The sequence below is a fragment of the Vallitalea sediminicola genome, assembly GCF_054408565.1.
The window spans coordinates 148,617-172,996 of record NZ_BTPT01000046.1; the positions used below are offsets into that span (position 1 = coordinate 148,617).

The 24,380-nt window shown below is 29.9% G+C and carries 16 protein-coding genes; 13 read left to right on the forward strand and 3 right to left on the reverse strand.

Annotated elements, in window-relative coordinates:
* The first annotated feature begins 11 nt into the window (after positions 1-11).
* The 10 genes from ACX6CF_RS19015 to ACX6CF_RS19060 all read left to right on the forward strand — a co-directional run bounded on the left by ACX6CF_RS19015 (position 12) and on the right by ACX6CF_RS19060 (position 17,031).
* Positions 12-1,568: an ABC transporter substrate-binding protein gene (locus tag ACX6CF_RS19015; protein ID WP_458786951.1), complete on the forward strand. Its 1,557-nt coding sequence runs from the start codon at positions 12-14 to the stop codon at positions 1,566-1,568.
* A 141-nt stretch (positions 1,569-1,709) separates the two neighbouring features.
* A complete protein-coding gene (locus ACX6CF_RS19020) occupies positions 1,710-3,962 on the forward strand; it encodes a heparinase II/III domain-containing protein (RefSeq protein WP_458786952.1) in 2,253 nt (750 codons plus the stop codon).
* 37 nt (positions 3,963-3,999) lie between these two features.
* On the forward strand, positions 4,000-7,032 hold the full coding sequence (locus ACX6CF_RS19025) for a sugar-binding domain-containing protein (RefSeq protein ID WP_458786953.1): 3,033 nt from the start codon (positions 4,000-4,002) through the stop codon (positions 7,030-7,032).
* 342 nt (positions 7,033-7,374) lie between these two features.
* Positions 7,375-7,893, forward strand: coding sequence for a hypothetical protein (locus ACX6CF_RS19030; RefSeq protein WP_458786954.1), 519 nt, complete (start codon positions 7,375-7,377; stop codon positions 7,891-7,893).
* Positions 7,894-8,534: 641 nt separating this feature from the next.
* Entirely contained in the window at positions 8,535-9,542 is a 1,008-nt protein-coding gene (locus ACX6CF_RS19035) for a LacI family DNA-binding transcriptional regulator (protein ID WP_458786955.1), read from the forward strand.
* Between the two features lie 301 nt (positions 9,543-9,843).
* Positions 9,844-11,514, forward strand: a complete 1,671-nt coding sequence (locus ACX6CF_RS19040; protein ID WP_458786956.1) for a ribulokinase — start codon at positions 9,844-9,846, stop codon at positions 11,512-11,514.
* A 144-nt stretch (positions 11,515-11,658) separates the two neighbouring features.
* On the forward strand, positions 11,659-13,389 hold the full coding sequence (locus tag ACX6CF_RS19045) for an ATP-dependent metallopeptidase FtsH/Yme1/Tma family protein (protein WP_458786957.1): 1,731 nt from the start codon (positions 11,659-11,661) through the stop codon (positions 13,387-13,389).
* Positions 13,390-13,838: 449 nt separating this feature from the next.
* Positions 13,839-14,180 (forward strand): PadR family transcriptional regulator, encoded by a 342-nt coding sequence (locus tag ACX6CF_RS19050; RefSeq protein WP_458786958.1) that lies wholly within the window; start codon positions 13,839-13,841, stop codon positions 14,178-14,180.
* Positions 14,181-14,210: 30 nt separating this feature from the next.
* Positions 14,211-14,438, forward strand: coding sequence for a hypothetical protein (locus tag ACX6CF_RS19055; RefSeq protein ID WP_458786959.1), 228 nt, complete (start codon positions 14,211-14,213; stop codon positions 14,436-14,438).
* Positions 14,439-14,682: 244 nt separating this feature from the next.
* The gene (locus tag ACX6CF_RS19060) at positions 14,683-17,031 is read left to right on the forward strand and encodes an S-layer homology domain-containing protein (protein ID WP_458786960.1); all 2,349 of its coding nucleotides are present in this window, start codon (positions 14,683-14,685) and stop codon (positions 17,029-17,031) included.
* Positions 17,032-17,114: 83 nt separating this feature from the next.
* On the opposite strand, the gene ACX6CF_RS19065 is transcribed toward ACX6CF_RS19060, so the two are convergent.
* The gene (locus ACX6CF_RS19065; protein WP_458786961.1) at positions 17,115-18,017 is read right to left on the reverse strand and encodes an AraC family transcriptional regulator; all 903 of its coding nucleotides are present in this window, start codon (positions 18,015-18,017) and stop codon (positions 17,115-17,117) included.
* A 227-nt stretch (positions 18,018-18,244) separates the two neighbouring features.
* On the opposite strand from ACX6CF_RS19065, the gene ACX6CF_RS19070 reads away from it, so the two are divergent.
* The 3 genes from ACX6CF_RS19070 to ACX6CF_RS19080 all read left to right on the forward strand — a co-directional run bounded on the left by ACX6CF_RS19070 (position 18,245) and on the right by ACX6CF_RS19080 (position 21,591).
* Positions 18,245-19,993, forward strand: coding sequence for a glycoside hydrolase family 35 protein (locus ACX6CF_RS19070; RefSeq protein ID WP_458786962.1), 1,749 nt, complete (start codon positions 18,245-18,247; stop codon positions 19,991-19,993).
* A gap of 376 nt (positions 19,994-20,369) precedes the next feature.
* Positions 20,370-20,906 (forward strand): RNA polymerase sigma factor, encoded by a 537-nt coding sequence (locus ACX6CF_RS19075; protein WP_458786963.1) that lies wholly within the window; start codon positions 20,370-20,372, stop codon positions 20,904-20,906.
* The gene (locus tag ACX6CF_RS19080; protein WP_458786964.1) at positions 20,878-21,591 is read left to right on the forward strand and encodes a hypothetical protein; all 714 of its coding nucleotides are present in this window, start codon (positions 20,878-20,880) and stop codon (positions 21,589-21,591) included. Before ACX6CF_RS19075 ends, ACX6CF_RS19080 begins: the two co-directional genes overlap by 29 nt.
* 92 nt (positions 21,592-21,683) lie before the next feature.
* On the opposite strand, the gene ACX6CF_RS19085 is transcribed toward ACX6CF_RS19080, so the two are convergent.
* Both ACX6CF_RS19085 and ACX6CF_RS19090 read right to left on the reverse strand, forming a co-directional pair.
* Positions 21,684-22,142 (reverse strand): hypothetical protein, encoded by a 459-nt coding sequence (locus tag ACX6CF_RS19085; RefSeq protein WP_458786965.1) that lies wholly within the window; start codon positions 22,140-22,142, stop codon positions 21,684-21,686.
* Positions 22,143-22,597: 455 nt separating this feature from the next.
* Complete coding sequence (locus ACX6CF_RS19090; protein WP_458786966.1) at positions 22,598-24,115, reverse strand: glycoside-pentoside-hexuronide (GPH):cation symporter; 1,518 nt, start codon at positions 24,113-24,115, stop codon at positions 22,598-22,600.
* Positions 24,116-24,380: the final 265 nt, after the last annotated feature.

A 24,380-nucleotide genomic window follows, 5' to 3' on the forward strand; every position in this document is an offset into this window, starting at 1 on the left:
GGGGAATTTATATGTTTAAAAATTTTAGAAAAAGTATTAGCGTTTTATTGGCAGTTGTATTTATACTTAGTATTACATTAATTGGTTGTAAAAGTAATGATACAAGTAAAAAAGTAGATAAAGATAATGATTCAACAGTTGAAAAAGATGTAAAAGTGTTAAAGATGTTTTTAGGTGGAGACGAAAAAGAAAAACAAGAAGAAGTCTTTGCAGTAGCAAATGAAATGTTAAAGACAAAATTACCAGGTGTACAAATGGACATTGAAGTAATTCCTTATGGTAACTGGACTGAGAGATGGAAACTCTTAACAGCAGCAGGAGATCAAATGGATATTGCATGGATTGGTTGGATGTTAAACTTTGATACTATATCAAGAGAAGAAATGTTAACACCATTAGAAGATCTAATTGAGAAGAATTGTCCTGAAATTAAAGAGGTCATACCACAATTTGTTTTTGATAAAGCAACAGTTGATGGACATGTATATGCTGTTCCTAACTATCAACAAATGGTTGAAATGAGAAGAGGAGTCAGAATGTATAAACATTTAGCTGACGAATATGTTGATGTTGATGCATTAGAAAAACAATTCACTAAAGACTTAACATTCGACCAAGATGATTGGGATGCATTAGAAGTATATTTCAAAAAAGCTAAAGAAAACGGTACTTTACAAAAAGGACCATCTACATCTATAAGTTGGTTATGTAGAAATGGATATGAAGCAATAGCAAATCAAGAGACACCTGTATATGTTAAAATCGGTGATGAATCATGTACTGTTATTAATAAATTCAAAACTCCTCAATATAAAGATATGATACATACTATGGCTGATTGGTATGAAAAAGGATATATTAGAGAAGATGTACTTGCAGTAGAATCTTTTGATAAACCTCGTGCAGATGAATTTGTAAAAGATGGTAATATTTCATGGGTACATGAAACATTAAAAGATCAAGATAAAAAAGATACTAAGAGAGCAAACGAAGCAGGTAATGATGTAGAGATTGTAGTAGTTCCTACTGTTGATTATCAATATTTAGCACCTTACGGAACAGCTACTAACCTTGCAATTCCATTTACAGCTAAATATCCTGATGAAGCAATACAATTAATTAATTTACTTAACACTGATAAAGAATTCTATAATCTAATGGTTTATGGAATCGAAGGAAAGAACTACGAAAAGCTTGATGAAAATACAATAAAAATTACAGATAAAGATTCTTATAGTTTAGCTAACTGGGCAACAGGAAATACATTACTCGGTTATGAAATCGAAGGTGGAGTTAAAGGTTGGTCAGAATACCTTGATACAATGCATAGAGATGCTAAACAGTCACAATTAATGGGCTTTAAAGTAGATACTGAAGATTATTCAACTACTTTACAACAATTAGATACAATAATCAAAGAGTATAAGAATGCTTTAGAATTTGGTGCTCTAGGTTCTAATGTAGATGAGAAATACGAAGAATTCTTAGACAAGTTAGATAAAGCTGGAATCGATAAAGTTATTGAAGGATTCCAACAACAAATTGATGAATTCTTAGCATCAAAATAATAATATTACTTCTAAATTAATAAAATAAATCAAGATGCATGAAAATGGGCTTTAGAATATACCTTTCGGTTTTCTAAAGCCATTTTCAAAATCATATGAAAATAACTCAGGAGATAAGTACTTATCATGGAGGTATCAAAGATGAAACCTGTTCAAGTCAATATTGCAGAAGCTGTAATTGAAGCATTTTGGGACCCGGAGCTTAGAAATTTTCAAGAGTGGAAGATAGAAGATACAACAGCAAAAGGTCTTGAATTTGGGGAAACATGGGCTGCTGAAACTTTTAGCTGGGTACAAAAACCGGTAAGTGGACCAGCACTGAAAATATCTAAGAACTATGATAATTTGGACTGTACTAAATACGATAAATTGATTCTAGCGATTAACTCACCATCAAAATCAAAAGTTAAGATTATAGTTAATACAGATAACAATATTATTGATATAACATCAGATAAGTTCACAGATTTCTCTGATGAAGTCCAATTAGATTTAAATGATAGCAAGAAAATAAATAAAATCACCATTGAGATTTATACTGATGAAGATGGTTATCAAGGGGGACACCTCAGATGGATAATGCTCCAGAACTCTAATTTATTAAATGAATATTTAGATCAATATAAACAGTATGATAGCAAGTGGACAGGATATCTGAAGGATGAGGATTACAAGCCTGATTTTAAGCCAACATATAATTTGATAGTTGATGAAGAAGAACTGATTGAATTAAGGAAGTATCATTTGGCATATGAAAAACAGACTGGCAAATCAATGTACGCTGAATATGTAAAAGATTTGAAGAATGAGATTCCAGAAGATATGATACATGATTTTGTAATCTTTTGGACTGACCAAAGATTTGCAAGAAAAAGAGATTACATGAAAAGATTAACATTAAAAGGACCTCTATTGGCTTCTGCTGGAGTAATATTAGAGGATAAATCATTATTACGATTAGCCGCTAGATATGCTATGTCATTAGCAATGTGTACTAATTGGAATGATTCTTTTATTACTGAATTCGGAGCAGGGAATTGGGAACATAGAGCTTTCGTAAAAGCAGTAATCTGTTACGAGATATGTATGGTACTTGATTTAGCTGGTGAAATGTTTACTGATCTTGGTAGAAACTTAATACTTAGAAGATTAGGTGAGGAAGCTATCGGCGGAATCAATTATATAACATGGAAACATGATTATATATTTGATAATAACCAATTAGTATGGTTTACATATGGCAGAATGTTAGCATATGCAGTACTAGAGCAGCATTTCAATCATGTAAAACCATATACTGATATAGCTTATAAAGAGCTTGTGGAAAATATAAACAGTATAATATTTGAGGATGGAGCATATGGCGAAGGACCTAATTATTATAACTGCATAGGGGATAACGCTAATTTTGCCATATATATTTACGCTAAACTTCGAGGGTTGAAATTTGAAGATATCGTTCCAGACAAGATCAAGAAAACTGCTGATTTTGTAGAATGCTTACAATCAACTGTTCCTTCACAAGATGTAATTCCTGTTTGTGATGGTGAACCAAGATTCAAGATTCCAACATTAGCATATATGGCTCATTTACTTCCCAATAGCCATTGGGCAACGATTCTTGATAAATCGCTTGATAGAAATGGGAAAATACCAAGTGATATACTTGCATTCAAATTCATTATAGAATTCCATAACAAAAATGTAGGATATAGGAATTTTATAGCTTTACCAGAAATGGGAAGTGTATCATCACTTAGAAAATTGGATAACCAATGGTTAAAGATATTTATCTTTGGTAATAAGGCTAATATAGATCATGCCCATGAAGATAAAGGAAGCTTTGTAATCGAGTTCTGTAATCAAACATTTGCTATGGATCCTGGTAGCGGTAACTATTCTAGTGAAGTTTCCAACCTGGTTAAACAGGCTTATAGACACAATACTTCAGTACCATATGGTGATTTAGAAAAGAGACCTCAATCAGAAAGACCAAATACAAAAGATATTAAAGTCATAGCAAATGGTGATGAGGAAAGTTTCCATGGTAAAGTTGACCTGAGTTATACATGGAAAGAATATTTTAATGAATATACTCGTGAATTTTTATCACCAACACCAGATAAATTAATAATCAAAGAAAAGTATGATTTAAAAAAAGGGGACGGTATTGACTTTGGATGGAGTACCCAACTAGATGTAAAAGTAGAAGAAAAGAAAGTAGTAATTAGTGGGGATAAAGGTGAGGCAGTAATAACAGTACCAAAGGATGTAAGTGTAGAAGTAAAGGAATTAAGACTATTTGACGAAAAAACTATTCAAAAAAGGATATCATTCAAAAAGCTTTGTAAAAAAGGAGAAATGAAAATAGGTGTTCTTTTTAGAGTGTACTAACACATAATAATTGATAGATACATAGGAGGCATTTGCTATGGCAAAAGTTGATGGATTTGCAAGGATTGCATTAAATGGTATAGATAATAATAAAGAAGAACTAGAAGAAATAAAACCAGTAGAATTTGATAAAAGTTATTTTGAGACTAGTAAGAATACGGTAAGTCCCATTATAGAAAAAAGTTACCAAGAAAAAATCGTTGAATTTGATAAAGGAATCGAGAATCTAAAACAAAAATATTTACCATTCTTAAAAGATTATACGCCAAAACTTCAAATGGAAAGAGAACAATTTGAACTTAACAATTTTCAATTTCGCTACGAGGATGATGAGGATAAAAAAGATTTTGCTAGAGTTCTAAATGGTGAAGGAGAATTCACTCAGGTAACTATACCTGATTACAAAGGTCCTATTGGTAAATGGACTGGCTATTATAGAAAAGAATTTGAATGTGATTATGACATTAATACTGACGAAAGAATATACATCAGATTCTTGGGAGTAGATTATATTGCCAATGTATATATAAATGGGAAATTCATTGGAAATCACGAAGGATTCTTTGCTCCTTTTGAATTTGATGTTACAGATTATATCTATACGGATAAAAAGAATATTCTAGTAGTTGAAGTTCTTAATGATGCACCAACACTTGGAATAGATCTTGGTGAAGGCAAAATAGATGGAGACAAAATATATGCCGCAACTGGTTATGGTTGGGATGATAGTGAAAAAGGATGGCATCACTGCCCACCTGGTGCTGGAATATGTCATAAGATTATTGTAGAAAAAAGAAATAAATATTTTATCAGTGATATTTTTGTTAGACCAGATATTGATAATAGTAAAGCAGAGGTATGGGTAGAAATATATAATTCAGATTTTGCTAACGTAGAATTGAATTTGAATATGTCCGTTTATTCTAAGAACTTTAAAGGTTATCAGGACGAAAATATAGAGTTTGAAATTGAGAAATGTGGACCTTATGTAAATTATTATAGAATTATTGTGGATATCAAAGATATGAAGATATGGGAATCAGATAATCCTTATCTATACAAAGTAAGAATGAACTTGTTGAAAGATAATATATTAGTGGACCAAAAAGATAGACATTTTGGAATGAGAAAATTCCATATGGATGAGACAGAAGCTGTTAAAGGTACACTATACCTTAATAATGAGAAGGTAATTCTAAGAGGTGCCAACACTATGGGACATATGCAGCAATGTGTCTATAAAGGGGATTTCGACTTATTGATCAAGGATATATTGATAGCCAAATATTGTAATATGAATTACTATAGATTAACTCAACGTCCTGTACAAGAAGAAATATACGACTATTGTGATTGCCTAGGTATGATGTTACAGACAGACCTACCATTCTTTGGTTGGATAAGAAGAAACAAATTCTGTGAAGCCATTAAACAATCAGAAGAAATGGAACGATTAATCAGAAGTCATCCTTCTAATATAATGGTAACATATATTAATGAACCTTTCCCAGCATCATGGGGATTCAAAGGACACAGAAGCTTGCTAAGAAATGAGATGGAAGAATTCTTTGAAGCAGCAAGTAAGGCTATACGCTTAAATAATCCTGATAGAGTAATAAAAAATGTTGAAGGAGACTATGACCCTCCTACAAGGACAGGTTTATCTGATTTCCATTGTTATAACATGTGGTACACTAACCATGCACTACCTATCGGAAAATTGCATAAAGGATATTTGCCAGCAATTAAAAAAGGTTGGAAAACAGGGTGTGGCGAATATGGTACAGAAGGTTTGGATCCTTTGGAAATCATGCTAGAAGATTATCCAAAAGACTGGGTTCCTAATAATATAGAAGATAAGTGGACTCCACAAGATATTGTCAATTCACAATCATATACAATGCACGGGGATTGGTTTGAAGAACAAGACAATATAGTTGATTGGATAAAAGAAAGTCAGAAACACCAAGCATATGCGACAAAACTCATGAATGATGCTTTTAGAAGAAGAAGTGATGTTCTTATATCAACAGCAGTACACTTATTAATAGATGCGTGGCCATCAGGATGGATGAAAACACTTGTAGATTATAGAAGAAAGCCAAAACCATCCTATTTCACGTTCAAAGAAACGCTAGAACCCGTTAGAATCAATCTGAGAAGTGATAAATTCACAGTTTATACAGGGCAAGAAATAGAAATAGAATGCTTTACATTAAATGATACTCCAAAGAAAATGGATGGCAAAATAATGATAACAGTTAGAACGGATGAAGGTGATATATGTTCTTTTGAAAAAGAATTGACTATATTAGATTCTACTTCTGCATATTGTGGAAGCATTAAGTTTGTGATACCTGTTATAAGCGGCGATAAAGAGATTGTTCATTTGGATTCTATTTTGGTAAACAACAAAAATGAAGTTATAAATGAAGAAAGACTCGATGTAGTTGCAATGAACAGAGATGATGCAAGTTCTAAAGTCACTATTATTGGATGTAAAGAATCAGTTGGTGAAGGGCTTCAAAAAGTGAAAATTGAAACCAAAAACGTATCTAATGACAAATTTGTTGTGATTGATAAAGAGGAGTTCAAAGAGCAGTATGATCATATAATGAACAATGTAAAAAATGGTGGAAAAGCTTTAATTTCGCTGAATGATATGAAAAGATGTACCATTGAAGGGCAAAAATATGGTATCAAGACTTTAGGTGAAAAAGGAGCTGATTCCCAGACAGGAAAAGGATTATTCTTTGTTGCAAGAAATAAGGATAATAGTTTTACAAAAGATAATGATGCTGATGATTATTCCTTCATGTATGATAAGAAAAGTGATAGCTTTGGATTTATTACTGAAGATGGAATAGTTGGGGAAATAGATGAGCATATATTATTTACTTATAAGACACCGGACTTTGGAGTTAATCTAAAAGGACCAAAAGAAAAAGTAGGTATACTTAGCGAGAAAAAAATAGGAAAGGGAACACTTTATTTTACTACTATAAAAATAGATAGACTATTAGGCGAAAATCCTTTCTTAGATAAATTGATTAAAAATATTATGAAGTAAGTGTTGAAAAGAGAGTAACCTGATAGATGAAATTATATGAATTATGATTATATATTCATAATATTAAGTTACTAATATGTTGTTTTAGTAATTTCACAAGGGGCTGTTGGAAAATGAGTAATTTCTAACAGTCTCTTCTTTTGTTTTCTGTCGATAAGATTCTTTTTAAACTAGCCTGTAGAGAATTAAATAATTTTAATTTTTAAGTCTAGATTAATATATTATTTGTTAATTTTAATTATTTTTATAATTGTTGACATTTATTTGCATAAGCTCTATCATAATGTATATATAATAGATTACATATTATTAAGCTATACAATAGATGGGAATGTATTAAAAATGATAAAAAATATTTTGGCGTTTGTAATTGCTTTAACATTACTGATTGGAACTACAACAAATAGGTGTGATTCAAGTGATACCGTAACAACTGAAACATTAGAAACGAAAGAATATCATTACAAATATGACGATTCAGCTACTAAGAGAACTGTTAACGATTGGACAACAGTTACCCAGACCGAAACTATTACGCATTACAAAGGGATGGTAGGGAGCAATAACAATAAAAGGATATGGATAGTGAAAATAAGCGGAACTTTTACTTATGATAGTCAATATCGAATAATATCTGCAAATAAACCAAGAGTGACGATAGATGTAGATGACTTTAATACATCTGTATCATCAGCTATACTTAGTGATGTAGAACTTGACTATGATAGATTGAAAAATTCAGTCATATTTAAAGTTAAGTATTCATTAAAGCGTGAAGTAGGAGGCATTGTTATAGTTGATGATATATATGATTATGGAACACATACTGATTCCTTTACTGCAATACCCAAAATAAAGTAATACGGTAACTATATTTTTCGCCTAAAAATAAGATGGGGTAAATTTAATGAAAAAATATATAGTATTTTATATTTTATCTATGACAATATTATGTTTGGCATTTTTATGTTTAGAAATACATTTAGATTATATATCTAATATTTTTGTGTCGGATAAAAAATATTTTTATTTAATAAGCCATATAAAATTTTGGAGAAAAATATCTAATTATATTTTAATAGGTTTGACGTTAACTCCAATAATTTTTATGATTATAGCTATAAAAAAAACAAGCAAAGAAAAGGATAAAAGTCTTATTAGAAGTTTTTTTATTACCACTTTTATCTATTCAGTAGTTATTTATTTAATCCATATAGCATTGGTGAATATATTTGATATTGATTGCTTTACAGAATTGAAACCAGTTTTTATGCAAAGTTATATGTATATTATAATTATTTATTTATGTATAAAATTAAGAATGAATAGGTTATTCTTATATGGACAAAAATAAAGGAATAGTGGTCTTTTAATGAGATTTTACTATAAGGAATGTTAGAGCTTTAATAATATAATACTTGATGTAAAGCAAAAAATTTTATATAATATAGTAAACGATTACTATAGACAAAATAAAGTAATGAAAATGATGGGATGATAGTATGGTTACTATAAAACATGTAGCAGAGAAAGCAAACGTATCAACAGCAACAGTTTCTAGAGTTATTAATGGAAATTATCCAGTTAGTGAGAAGGTTAGGAATAAGGTTATGGAAACTATAAAAGAATTAGGATATAGACCTAATTCAATTGCAAGAAGTCTGAAATGCAACAAAACCTATATGGTAGGAATGGTTGTACCTGATATTTCTAATAATTATTTTATGGATATAGCTAGGGGAGTGGAGAGTGTTATCAGCCCTCTTGGATACAGTCTTATTTTTTGTAGTACTGATGAGAATACAGACAAAGAGTTAAGACTCTTGAATGCATTAAATGATAAGAGAGTAGATTATGTTCTGTTGGCATCTAGTACACAAGAAGACCATAAGTTGAAAAAATTCATAGATCAGGGTATGGACATTATCATGATTGATACAAGTCTAGAGAATCTGCAAACGGATAGTGTTGTAGAAGACAATTATAATGCAACATATAAGCTAATATCATATCTTATAGATCAAGGACATAGGAGGATTGGTGCTGTAAACGGGCTACTTAGTGTTAGTACTGCAAAAGAGCGTTATAATGGCTTCATTCAAGCATTAGAAGAGCATAATATTCCTTTAGAACAATCATATATAGTGAACGGTGCTTATAATAGAAAGAAATCCTATGAAGAAGTAAAATTCATGATTCAAAGGAATATAAATAAGCTGCCAACTGTACTATTTGCCGCTAATAATGATATGGCAGAAGGTACAATGATAGCATTAAAAGAAATGAATCTGAAAATACCTGATGATATATCTTTAGTCTCATTTGGAGATATTAATCTTGCTGAATTAATTGATCCTAGATTGACTATTATTTCTCAGAATGCTGTATTGATTGGTCAAAAAGCTGGGGAATTAATGTTGAAAAAGGTTTCGGGGAATAGTCAAAATGATATTACTAAAGTTACAATACCATCAGAAATAATTATAAGAAATTCTGTAAAATCAATATAAAATTATTTTTAGGTTTAATGTTAAGTAAGTCAGAAAAGTGTTTTGTTCGGACTTGGCTTTTGCAAAATAGTATATGTATATGTTACGCCAGCAAGTTACTCGTCCTGAGTAAATTGCTGGGTTCGGGGTCCATGCCTCACTACTCCACATATACATATACTATTTTGCTTTTAAGTTATTCAGCATATATCACAAAACACCTTTCTTCTATCTTAGCAAAAATATTGGCTATGGTAGAATTTACTATAAGGAGTTATAAACAAAAAAATTATAAAATATTTTATTACAAGGAGGTTGCTAGATGGAAAAAAAATATTGTTTGGGAATTGATTATGGGACACAATCATGTAGAGCATTGTTGGTTGAGGTAGATACAGGCATTGAGGTTGGGGATTACGAACAGGCTTATCCTCATGCAGTTATGGAAGAGGTATTACCTGATAATGTAACAAAATTACCACCTGATTGGGCGCTTCAACATCCAGAGGATTATTTACATTGTCTATCAACAGTTACTAAAGGGGTTTTAAAAAAGTATGATGTAGATACAGATGATGTAGTTGGTGTAGGTGTTGATTTTACAGCTTGTACAATATTACCTGTTGACAAAGATATGAAGCCTGTATGTTTTGATGAAAAATATAGGAGTAATCCACATGCTTATGTCAAGTTATGGAAACATCATGCTGCTCAGAAATATGCTGATAAAATTAACGAAGAAGCTAAGAAAAGAGGAGAAACTTTTCCAAAGTTATATGGTGGTAAAATTTCATCTGAATGGCTTATACCAAAAGTTATGCAGATTATCAATGAAGCTCCAGAAATCTATGAAGCTGCTGACCAATTTATCGAGGCAGGAGATTGGATTGTATATAAGCTGACTGGAGAAGTTAAGAGAAGTAGTTGTTTTGCAGGATATAAGGGGTTATGGCATAAGCGTAATGGTTATCCATCAAAAGAATTTCTTGGGGCATTAGATGAACGATACAAAAATATTGTTGGAGATAAGCTAAGTACAGATATTTACCCTCTTGGGGATAAAGCAGGTGAAATCAATGAAGTAGGTTCTGATCTTACTGGATTAAAACAAGGAACAGCGGTTGCGGTAGCTATAATAGATGCACATGCGGCAGTACCTGCATCTGGTATATGCGAAGAAGGTAAAATGCTAATGATTATGGGAACTTCCACTTGTCATATGGTACTTAATAAAGATGAAATCATTGTACCTGGTATTGCAGGACTTGTTGAAGATGGAATATTACCTGATTTTATTGGATATGAAGCTGGACAAGCATGCGTAGGTGACCATTTTGGTTGGTTTGTCAAGAATTGTATTTCTGAAAAGTACATCACTGAATGTAAGGAGAAAGATATTAACATCCACATATTATTAACTGAAAAAGCATCGAAATTAAGAGTTGGAGAAAGTGGATTGATTGCATTGGATTGGTGGAATGGTAACCGTTCCGTATTAGTAGATGCTGATTTAACAGGTCTAATTATGGGATGTACATTAACTACAAAACCTGAAGAAATATATAGAGCACTTATTGAAGCAACGGCTTTTGGAACTAAGATGATAATTGATACATTCAAGGAAAATGGTGTAGAAATAAAAGAATTGTATGCAGCAGGGGGAATAGCACAGAAAAACTCTATGATGATGCAGATATATTCTGATGTAACCAACATGGATATTCATATATGTGATTCCAACCAAGCTGTAGCCCTTGGGTCAGCAATGTTTGGTGCAGTTGCAGCAGGAAGAGATAAAGGTGGTTACGATACAATAATTGAAGCTGTAGATAAGATGTCAAAAGTAAAAGAAGAATATTATAAGCCTATAAAAGAAAATAATGAAATCTATGAAAAATTATTTAATGAATATAAATTACTTCATGACTACTTTGGCAGAGGTGGAAATGACGTAATGAAGAGATTGAAAGATATTAAATTATCCTATAAATAAAAGCTTGGTTAGCCTTGGATAAGTTTACATAATTTTGTTGCGCTGTTTGAGTTATATATCCAGCAATATACAGTATTTCTAAATACTTATAGTGGATTATTATACTTGTAACATGTATAATTATTATATTATGTTAACTTAGGGGTGAATGAATTGAAAAATAAGAAGTTGGTTATTATAGTGATTAGCGTTCTTATATTGATAGCATCTGTTACTACGTATTTATTAACTAAAAAAGAATATGAAGATATGGCATATAATGAATTTGTTAACTATGTTGAACAAAGCTCAGTTGGGGAAGTAACAATAATTGATGACAACATATTAAATGTTAAGATGAAAGACAATGATAAAACAGTATATAGAGTACCAAATCCATTAAAAGAAGGTTTTAAAGAATATCTATTATTGCAGGATATAAAAGTAGGAACTGGAAGTAGTTCAGGACTGCAAAAAACTTTTCAGACTGTTGGGATTGGTTTACTTTTAATTGGAGTATTTTGGTATATTAGAAAAGGTTCCAATAACAATAAGCAAGTGATTGTCGATGCCAATAAAAATAAAATTAACAATAATAATGTTGTGAATTTCAGTAATGTAGCTGGAAATGAAGAAGCAAAAGATTTAGTAAAAGATATTATTGATTTTATAAAAACTCCTGAAAAATATTCTTCCATGGGAGCAAGAATGCCTAGAGGTGTACTGTTATATGGTCCTCCAGGAACAGGGAAAACCCTTATGGCAAAAGCAGTTGCTGGGGAGGCAGATGTACCTTATTATGCAGTTAGTGGATCAGACTTTATCCAGATGTATGTAGGGGTTGGAGCAAGTAGGATAAGACAACTATTCAAAAAAGCCAAAAAAAGTGAAAAAGCAGTTATTTTTATAGACGAGATTGATGCAATAGGTAAAACAAGAGCAGGTAAAGCTTCAGCAAGTAATGACGAAAGAGACCAAACACTTAATGCTCTTCTTACAGAGATGTCAGGTTTTAATGATAATGAAGGAATTGTTGTAATTGCTGCAACTAACCGTATCGATACACTTGACCCTGCATTACTTAGACCTGGTAGATTTGATAGACAGATTGAAATAGGTTTACCAGATTATAATGCTAGACGAGCTATAATTTCCCTACATGTTAAGAATAAGCCTATTCATGATACGGTAGATATTGATTATATAGCTAAAGATACTGTTTATTTTAGTGGTGCAATGTTAGAAAATCTTATGAATGAAGCAGCTATAATTACAGCAAATAGTAATGAGAAAGCTATTAGGAAAGAACATATAGATAAAGCTTTTTATACAGTTATTGCTGGAGCAGAGAAAAAAGATAGAAGTAATATCACTGATAAAGACAGACAGATAACTGCATATCATGAAGCAGGACATGCACTTATGACCAAATTATTATTACCAGATAACCTTATATCCAAGGTTACTATTATACCAAGTACCAGAGGTGCTGGTGGATTCAGTATGAGTATACCAAAAGATAAAATGTATCAGAGTAAAAAAGAAATCTCCAGTAATATAAAAGTATTACTTGCTGGTAGAGTAGCGGAAGAAATCATCTTCGGAGAAGATGGTATAACAACAGGTGCTAGTAATGATATTGAAAAGGCATCTAATCTGATAAAAGACTTTATTGTAAAATATGGTATGGATGATAGTTTTGGATTATTTAATTTTGAATCAGCCAATATTAATGATTCTACCATAATAGATCAGTGTAGAAAAGAGATCAAGAAAGCATATGTGAGTGCAAAGAATATATTAGAGAATAATAAAGAATATCTTAATAAAATTGCAAGTATGCTTATTGAAAAAGAAACCATTGATAATAATGATATAGAAGAGATTTGTGCTTGATTTATTTATTAGAAATTAATAATTACAATGATTAATAGTATAGTTTATTAGCCGTATGAATTTCATATGGCTTTTTTATGTTATAAAGTAATATTAAAAGATTAAGTGGACAACATAGATGTGTTGAAACCATATATAATGATAATCACTCTCGTTACATTTGTTGCTTTTATCTGATTTGGAAGGAATGGCAACAAGCTGTAAAAATCGTTCTTATCATTATATATGGTTTATCTTATGGTTTGGCGCTCTGGAGTTTGGTTGAAGATATCTGACATTGATTAGTGGTTGGGTATTTTTTTTATACCTAATATTCTTGTAAATAGTACTTTTTATAATAAATTGTTGACATATACAGTCACACTGTATATAATTACTTTATAAAGTTGAACTGTATAGTTGGACTATATAGATTTGCTGTATAATAAGTTATGGGAGAATGATGATGGATGAAAAAGAATAAGGAGCTTCCTCTTACGGAGACGGTTTATTATATCCTTTTGGCATTGATTGAGCCGGCACATGGATATCTGATTATGCAGAAGGTGGAAGAGTTAAGTGATGGGCAAGTTAGATTAGCTGCGGGGACTTTGTATGGAGCGATTGAGAATTTATTGAAGTTAGGATTTATTATACCTGTAAAGAGTGAGGACAAGAGACGAAAGGTCTATTTAATCACTGATAAGGGTAGAGAGATATTGATTCTTGATTATAGAAGGATGCAGCATATTATAAAGACAACGGAAAGAAGTTTAGGGATGGGAGGTAGTGATACCGATGAAGAAATTTAAAGTATTCGTTAATTTTGATAAGGAAGAGAAATGGTTGATATAAATGCACTTCTACATCCAAAGTTATTGTATTATACACCAGGGTTATGGGAGAGGTCAGGAACAGCTTTTTGGAAAGGATTTCTTATTGAGACACCTATGGTACTATTAAGAGGTTTTGTGTGGTTAATGCCTGTTTTTTTTATAGCATTTGTTATTTTTGCACTATTATCGGAGCAAGAGTATAGAAAAATAAAAAAAGTGAGATATAATGATTGACATATTAATTTATTATTGGAAAAAATGGAAAGGTTGATTTATCAGCCTTTTTTATATTGATCTATAACTATGATTTAATGTATATAAATTTATCGATAATAGAACTAATGGTAATTGTATAAAAATATTTTAAAAAAATATTATAATATAGTGGAACTTTTTGCCAAGTATCTTCGTCTAAGTATAGATGGTAAAATTTACGTATTTTAATAATTAATTTTAAGATATTAGAGGAGGATAATGTATGAAAAAGATATTAAAAAGAGTCATGGCAACAGTACTATGTATTTTGACGTTGTCACAAGGTATTTATGCTAACGAATTAGTTGCTGTGAAAGAGAAAGAAGCGGATAGTAGCATATTGAAAGTAGATGAAGTGACAGGAATAGTAAAGAAAGAATTGAAAATAGGTAAAGAGTATGAGTTAGAAGATTCAAGCCTGTCTACTGATGATTATTATTTAAAAAAAGTTTGGAATTTGGTATTTGAATCAGATGACAAGAATATTCAGGTTAGAGTTGATGCTGAAACAGGAAAAGTTATTGAATTTGAACACTGGGGTAGAAATAATGGTGAAGTATTAAAATATACTAAGGACCAAGTTAGAAAAACAGCTGAAAAATATATTGATGATAATTATGCTGATCTAAAAAATGAGCTAGTTGAAATAGAAGAAACAAAATTCAATAGATATATTTCTTACTATGGTAGAGAAAATTATTTATTTATTTATGCTAGAAAATTAAATAATGAAATGTTTAAAGATAATTATATCTCTATCTCTGTGTCAGGAATAACTGGTGAAATAACTGGTTTCAAGATTATTTGGGATGATAGTAAATATACTAAGAAAGATAGCGAGATATCTGAAAAAGAAGCAAGAGCTATTTTTGAAAAAGAAGATGCCCTAAAATTAAAATATATAAAAGTGAACAAAGAAGAGGATAAAAACACTATTTTAACTCTAAAACCTGTTTATTATTATGAGATGATAAATTCAGGTTTACTTGATTCAGTAACGAAAAAATTCTATGATATGGAAGATATATATTCATATAATAGAGATGAAATAGTATATAATGGTGCTGCAAAAAATGAAGAAAAACAAGCTGATGGCTTTGATATGGGTCAAGAAATGATACCTGAAAAAGGTTCAATATCTAGAGAACAAGCTCAAAAGACTATTTTAGAAAAATTATCAAAACTAATAGATACTAAAAATCTCAATATTAAACGCAGTAGTTATCAAGGTTGGTACAATGGAATAGACGGTAAATATTGGAATATGACTTTAGAGAATGATGAAGATAACATATATGTAAATACAACATTAGATGCAGTCTCAGGAAAAGTATTAAGAATAGATTATAATAAATATTCTTATAGAAATAATGATTCAATCAATAGATTAAAATTAGAGCTAGCTTCTGGCAAATTAACAAAAGAAGATTTTGAAATGAGAGCAAAACTAATGCTAGCCGCAGGTGAAATCACAAAAGAGCAATATGATAACAGATCAAAAGATATTGAAGAAAATGCTAAAATAGATGCTGATATCTTCAAAAAAGATGCAGGAAGTATAATGAGTAATATGTTCCCTGATATAGATAAAAAGGATTATACTACTGACATAACACTAGCACAAGATGAAAGTGTTAGGACTAATGTAAAAGGTACAAGAGTAATTAATGATATTGAATATGATAGAAATGGTTTTTCTATAGAATTTGATACAGAAACTAAGGAAGTTGTAAGATTTTCATTTGACTGGTTTTATAATATAGAAGTTGAAGAACCAAAAGCAATGATTACCACTGAGAAAGCAAGTAAGATATTTTATGATAAAGTTGGTTTTGAAAAAGAGTTGATTCAGTTAAAAGACAAAGATAAAGAAGAAAAAGAAAATGTTTTATTACCATTAAAAGATTTGGCACTTGTTTATAAGTTGAACCCATACAAATTCTCATATATTGATGTTGAGAATGGTAAACTACTAGATTATAGTGGAGAAGAATATAAAGACAATGATGAGGCGGAGTATTTTACAGATATAAAAGGAAGTAAATATGAACAATCAATAAAACTTATGAATAAGATGGGATTCATAAAAGAAACTGATGATAAATTTTCACCAAATGATACTCTAACTAAAAAAGATGCTATCAAATGGATTGTTCTAACATTATCAAGACAATATGAATATATACCAAGTGCTAAACGAAGTCACTATAATAGTCAAGAAATCAGTTTTAAAGATATAGATGAAGATGATGAATATTATAGATACGTTGAAGATGCTGTAAGAATGAATATTATTGAAGATGGTAAATACTTCAACAAGAATCATAAAGTAACACTAATGGAAATGATAAAATGGATTATTAATGGTATGGGACAAAAAGAGTTAGCAGAGTATACAGAGATATTTACTAAAGATGAAGTCGTTGCAGATAATGATAGAGGATATATGGGATTGGCTAGATACTATAAACTAATTGAAGATACAACTAAGATTAAAGAAACGAAATCAAGAGCAGAAATGATTAATGTTCTATATGATTTTATTGCTAATCTAGAAGATAGTAACAGATAAATATTTGTAGAATTTATAGGATTATGTAAAAACCATTCCACGATATCATGGAATGGTTTTTATGTATAAGAATCATAAATTCTTTATTCTATTATATTATTCTTACGAAAACTTATGGGGGAATACCCTGTAAGTTTTTTCATTTGTTTACTGAAATAATATTGGTCATTATATCCAATAACTTCTGATATTTCTTTAATAGTCAGATTGCTATATTTTAGAAGTTGTTTTGCTTTTTTAATACGATATATATTAAGATATGTGATTATGCTATTACCAGTATTGTACTTGAATATTTTGCTGATGTAATCTTTGCTTAGACCAATATAATTAGAAATCTCTTCGAGACTTAATTTTTCATAATAATGGTTTTTGATATATTCAAGAATTAAATTAGTGATATCTTTTTGTGTATTAATAGGTGGTTCTACAGTTGGACATATTTGTTTCATGATACATTTGAAAATTTGAAGCAAATAGATCTTACAATCAAACTGCCAGTAAAAATGTTTTGACTTGTAAGAGTTAATTATTGACATGCATAAATGCCCCACTTCTTCTGGGTTCTTGACAATTATGTAATCAGGAAATTCCAGACCGTTTGATAACATGATATTAGGTCTTATCAGATAATCATCTGGTAGATGGTCACTAAATAATAAATGACTTTTTTCAGTAAGGTATTTATTGATGTGATGATCACCATCAAAATAGATAAAATCAAAATGAATCCAGTATATTTCAGGAGACTGTTTTTTATCAAACCATAATTTTGTAGGAGTATTTGGTTTAATCAATACAAGAGTGCCTTTTTTTAAGTGTTTATAATCTCCGTTGATAGTCATATGGGCTTGACCTTTATTGCAGTAAAATAACTCATAGTCGTAGATTTTACGCTCATGATCAGGCCAATTATCTTTTTGAAAACCAGCTTGTCGTACAAATGGATTAATGTCATTTAAATCAACAATTATAGTCTTATCCATGTCTATCACCTTTCATCTATGTGATACTTTTTATTATTATAGCATATTCATCTTAGTTGGTTAAGAAGATTTGGTATTTAGGTTAATAAAGGGAGAGTTAGTTAAAATTATTTACTCACAAACAATATCTGAATAGTACAAAAAATAATTATATAGTCTATTTCATAATTCTATCAAGATATTATAATGAGTATATCAATAGCTTATTAATAAGAAGGAGTGGTTGGATGGCTATATTTGAATTAAAAAACAAGGAATTTCACTATAATGGTGAACCTATAAGAATTATATCGGGTGCGATTCATTATTTTAGAACAGTGCCTGAATACTGGGAAGATCGTTTGAAGAAATTAAAGGCATGTGGATTCAATACAGTTGAAACATACGTAGCTTGGAATATTCACGAACCCAAGGAAGGGAAATTCGATTTTGAAGGAATAGCAGATATTACAAAATTCGTTGAAATTGCTGAAAAGATAGGGCTGATGGTTATAATCCGTCCAGGACCTTATATCTGTGCTGAGTGGGAATTGGGTGGTTTACCTAGCTGGTTACTAGGTTATAATGATATAAAATTAAGATGTTATAACAAAATATTTATTGATAAAGTAGATTTATTTTATAATCAACTTTTACCATTATTAAAACCTTTATTATGTACTAATGGAGGTCCTATAATAGCTTTTCAGGTAGAGAATGAATATGGAAGCTATGGAAATGATAAAAAATATTTGAACCATTTAAAACAAAGTTTGATAGAAAGAGGTATTGATGTGATGTTGTTCACCTCAGATGGACCTTCTGATATAATGCTTCAAGGAGGTACATTACCGGAAATCTATAAAACAGCTAATTTTGGTTCTCGTCCAGAAGAAGCTTTTGATAAGCTAGGAGAATATGAGAAAAAAGGTCCAATGATGTGCATGGAGTTTTGGAATGGCTGGTTCGATCATTGGGGGACTAAGCATCATACCAGAGAGCCACAAGATGTAGTTAAAGATCTTGATTCAATGTTAGCAATGGGTGGGAATGTTAATTTCTATATGTTCCATGGAGGAACTAATTTTGGATTTTATAATGGTGCTAATTACGATAATGAAAAACTATTAGCAACTACAACAAGTTATGATTATGATGCATTATTGACAGAAGCAGGAGATATGACAGAAAAATACTATGCCGTTAAAAATAGCATAGCTGCCTATTTCAATATTCCAGATGATATAGAAGTCAAAAACACTAAGAAGATAGCTTATGGTGCAGTAAAGATGAATGAACAAGCAGAGCTTTTTAATCAACTGAATGTTTTATCTAAACCTGTTGAAAATGCTACTCCTTTACCAATGGAAAAATTAGATCAAAATTACGGATTTACATTATATAGAACAAAAGTAACTGGTCCAAAAGGTAAGGTTAAGTTAACAATTAATGAATGTAATGATAGAGGAATCATTTATTTAGATGGTAAGTTCCAAGGAATCATTGATCGAACTGAGCAAGCTGATAAAAAATTAGACATTATCGTTGATAAAGAAGAAATGGTACTAGATATACTTGTTGAAAATCTCGGAAGAATCAATTATGGTACTCATTTAGGTGAAATCAATGGGATAACAGATAATGTACTTCTAGATTACCAGCAACAATTTGGTTGGGTCATGTATCCAATAGAGTTAAAAGATATAGATGATATCCGATATAGTGATATTAAAGAGCAAACAACGCCTTGTTTCTATAGAGGTACATTTATTATTGATGAAATAGCTGATACGTTTATATTAATGGATGGATGGAAAAAAGGAGTTGTATATATTAATGGATTTAATTTAGGTAGGTATTGGAAAAAAGGACCACAGAGAACATTATATGTACCTGCACCTATTTTAAGAATGGGTAAAAATGAAGTGGTTATATTTGAATTACATGGACATGGAAGTAATTATGTTACATTAATGGATAAGCCAAATTTTGAATGATTTACTTGATTTTTAAGAAGAAAGTAACCTTTTATGTAGAACATATCTATTGTGGATAATCTTAAAAATTGGTATAATACATTTATTGTTGTATAATAAAAAAGTAATAAGTGCTAAATTAATCATATAAAATAGGTATAATGTACTAAAAGATTTTATTGTAGTCTTGTATGAGGAAAAAATTTTATATAGTTTAAGTATTAAAAATATAAAATAATTATTAGTTTCATAGAAAAAGTTTGAATAATATTTTAAGTGGAAAAGGATATGTAGATAAAGACAGTACTTGACAAATCATGGTAACTAATGAGAAAATAACTATACATAGTCTTTAATTGATAGGATAACGTAATATTTACTACAAGGGAGTGGCACTATGTACAAGATGGATAACTATAACGATGATTTGTATCAATACTTGTTTGATAAATATTATAGACTTGTTTATACAACTGCATATAGAATCGTAAAGAATAAGGAAGACTGTGAGGAAATAGCTCAAGATGCTTTTAGCATTGGCTTTAAGAATATGAGTAAGATTAAGAATTTTGACCATTTTAAGAATTATATATTAAAAGCTGCCTATAATTTAGCAATTAATAAGGCTAAGAAAAATAGCGTTCGTAATAACTTATTTCCAACAACTATTAATGAAGAAATAAGTAGCGATAAAGATACCATAGGTGAAGCTTTCGAAGATATTTATGTATCACAAATAATGGATAAGTTGCCTCATATTGATAGAGAGATTATGTTGTTAAGTATTCAGGGGTATAAAGTTAGAGAAATTGCTCAACTATTAAGCATATCTGTACCAAATGCAAAAGTAAAATTGCATAGGACTAGAAAATTACTATTGCAGAATATGGAGGGGGAGTTAATTTATGAGAAAAGACAAAAGCAAAGTGTATAGTGAACTAGATGAAAAGTTAAAAATACATCTAGAAAATAGTATGAATGGTGTACATATTGATGAGGATGCAAAAAACAAAATATGGAATAATCTCAGTAAGGAAGTACATGAAGAACAATTAAAAAAGAAATTTAGGGTTAGAAGAACTTACAAAGCTGTAGTTACAGTATGTATCGTTATAGTAGCATTGGTTTCAATTGATTTATCTAGTAGCGCAAGTTTATTCAAAAGATTACTAACTAATGTAACTGGTAATACAATCCAGTTACATTCAAGGGATTCTAAACCTTATGAAGAGAACAGAGATCCAGAGTTAGATGCTAAGGTAGAGGAAATTAATGAGAAAAATGGTAGGAGTTTTATATCGCCTGTAATACCAGATAATTATAGTATTGAAAATATAAATGATAATGGACACTTGTTAGCAATATCATTAGTAGACAATAATAATAATCATTTAGAAATTACGCAAAAAGATGTAAGCATTGGTTCAACAGGTACAGCTGCTATCTATAATCAGATGCAATTTAATAAAAAAACATTAAATAATAATGGTATTGAATATATTATGCTGAACAATGATAATCTAAATGTAGGAATTTTTATAAAAGGAGATACTGAATTTGAAGTAGTTGGAAGTGATTATTCTATTGTATTAGAAACAACATTGTCTTTACAAAATTAAAGAGGTTGAATTAAATTCAACCTCTTTCTATATAACATATTATAAATAAATACTCCTAATGTTTTATAATATGTTAAGAATTAAGTTTCTGTTTACTTAGCAGTAATTTCAGGTGAAGTATTAATTTTTAATGATGTTTCACCATCAACAGTAGCATAATGATATGTTTTGATTCTATAGTTAGCTCCTGTAGTTTGGGCGGAGTATGAAGGATATTTGCTAAGGCTACTTGTATTAGATGATGTATATGTATATGTTTTGATTGTTGACCAATAGCCATTCTTTTTTTCTTGTAAATTGATTTCTAATTTTAATTCATCACATGTAATAATAGAATGTGTACTACTTGCCATTGCAATATAACCATCTGAATCACTTATAGTATCAGTACAATAAGATAATGGGTCATCTACTGAATCTAATGTAGCTCTAAGTAGTGTATTACCAATTCTGGATTCTTCAATAATCATATGGTCTCCTTGAGCATTAACTCCGATTGATAATACTGATGTTAATAAAACTGTTAATAATAATAATTTGATTTTTCTCATTTGTAATCATTCCTTTTCTTATTTTATTTTTTATATATTTTGTCCTAAATACCTCTTCTATTATATAAGGGCTAAAAACCTAAAAAGGTTACAAAAATATATAAAAAAATACTTTTTTTATTAAGAAAGTTAATTGTAGTGGGCGTATAAAATGTAAATTAATGTTGAATTTATGCCTGTTATCAAGTAATTTAGAAATGATTAAAAAAATTAAGTTTAATAATTAATAATTTTTTGTATAAATCTTTCTATATATGCATATTAGCTACATTATATACTAGCTAATACTAATAATCAACAATCGTTAAAAAATAAACTAAATTATTTAATAATATTGTATTGTTGTAATATTAAAAAACATACATTGGATTAATACAATAAAGGATTAATACATATGTATTTAAAGATATATATTAGAAACAGGTAATAATACCTATCTCCAATATATTTGTCTATTACGATATTTTTTTATCTAGTGAATCTAATACAGATTTATTATCAAAATGACTTGGATCTTTTTTTCTTAACTCTAGTTCGTCTAATATCATTGAATAGATCTCTTCAGTAATAAAATATTTTTTCCTAATAATATAATAAACAATGATTGCCATTATTAATGGTACTATTGCAATACCTATACGTAGAATCAATAACATACTATCAGTGGCAGTATCAATTATAGCATTAGCTTGTTGACTTCTCATACTTTCTGATATTCCTGTAGATGATTCAAGCTTAGAGATTTTTTGTGAAAGACCATAAATACCACTTGAAACTAATACAATAGTTACAATGGCTTGTTGAAGAGCACCAGAGATTTTTGCGGTCAAAGGTCTCAATGAAAAGGAGATTGATTCATTTCTTTCACCTGTAAGATATTCATCGTATTCAATAGTGTTAGAAAATTGAACTAAAATAACTAGATAAATTAATCCGTATCCTGCAAATATGAATACCCCTCCAATACAGAAAGTTATAATATTATGAGGAAGAATAGGAATGTAACCAACTAAGAAAAATACTATATAACCAATAATACTTAACCCAAAAGCATATTTTACTATCTGCATTCGATTGAATTTTTTAGTTAATATGGGGTAAATAGCTGTAGAAATCAGGGAAATGAGTGCATATACTGCAATGAAAATTGTCATGTTCTTTCCATCATATCCAAATTCAAAGTAAAACATGTTTATTCCAAGAGCATTAATGATTGATTGTAATAAATAATGAAAAAATAAAGCAATTGTTATCCATAGTAATTGATCATTACTTTTTATCATCTTGAACATCTTAGAAAAAGATACTTTCGGTTTATCATTTTTAATCCGTTCTGGTTTTTCTTTCACAAACAACACACATATTATTTGACATGAAATGAATAGTAGACCAACAAAAATAGCAATATTTCTATATGCTGTTACCATATTTCCGGTGGTTAATATAGGCACCAATCCACCAACAAAAAAAGCACCGACGTTAGCGAATAATGCAACTAATGTTGTAAGCTGATCTCTGGTTCGTGGTTGACTTGATAAGGAAGGTAACATTGACCAATAGGCAATATCATTCATGGTGAATGTCATGCCCCAGAGTAGATAAGCAATTCCGAAGAAGCATACAAAACCCCAACCTTCAGGTCTAATCATAAATAGGGACATTATAATAAATCCATTAATAATAGCACCTATGAATATCCAAGGCTTGAATTTTCCCCATTTGGTATGGGTATTTTCGATTATCATACCCATTAGTGGGTCATTGACACCATCCCAAATTCTGCATAATACAATTATTACTGTCAATGAACTAAATTGAGCAATAGTCAGCCCCATAGTAAATTGTATGTAAGTTAATAAAAATAACGAGACTAAATTAAAAGCTGCATCTCGACCGATACCAGTTGAAGAAAAGACCCATTTTGAAACACTATCAACATCTTTAACGTAATTTGTTTTGCCTAGATTTTCCATAGTATTCCCCCAAATTCAATTTTTACATAAGATTCATTCATAGAAGAAGTTTAGTAGGACATTTTATACAAAACATTGCATATATTTTTAGATATTTTACTATACGTGAATAAATTTACGTATATAAAAAGTATATCAGATAACAATAATTTGTCAAATTATGGCTATAACTTATTTAAGTAAAACAATTTGGTGAAATTACTAATATTTAATAAAATAATATTACATATGTATCTTATTATAAAAAAATAAATATATATTAATA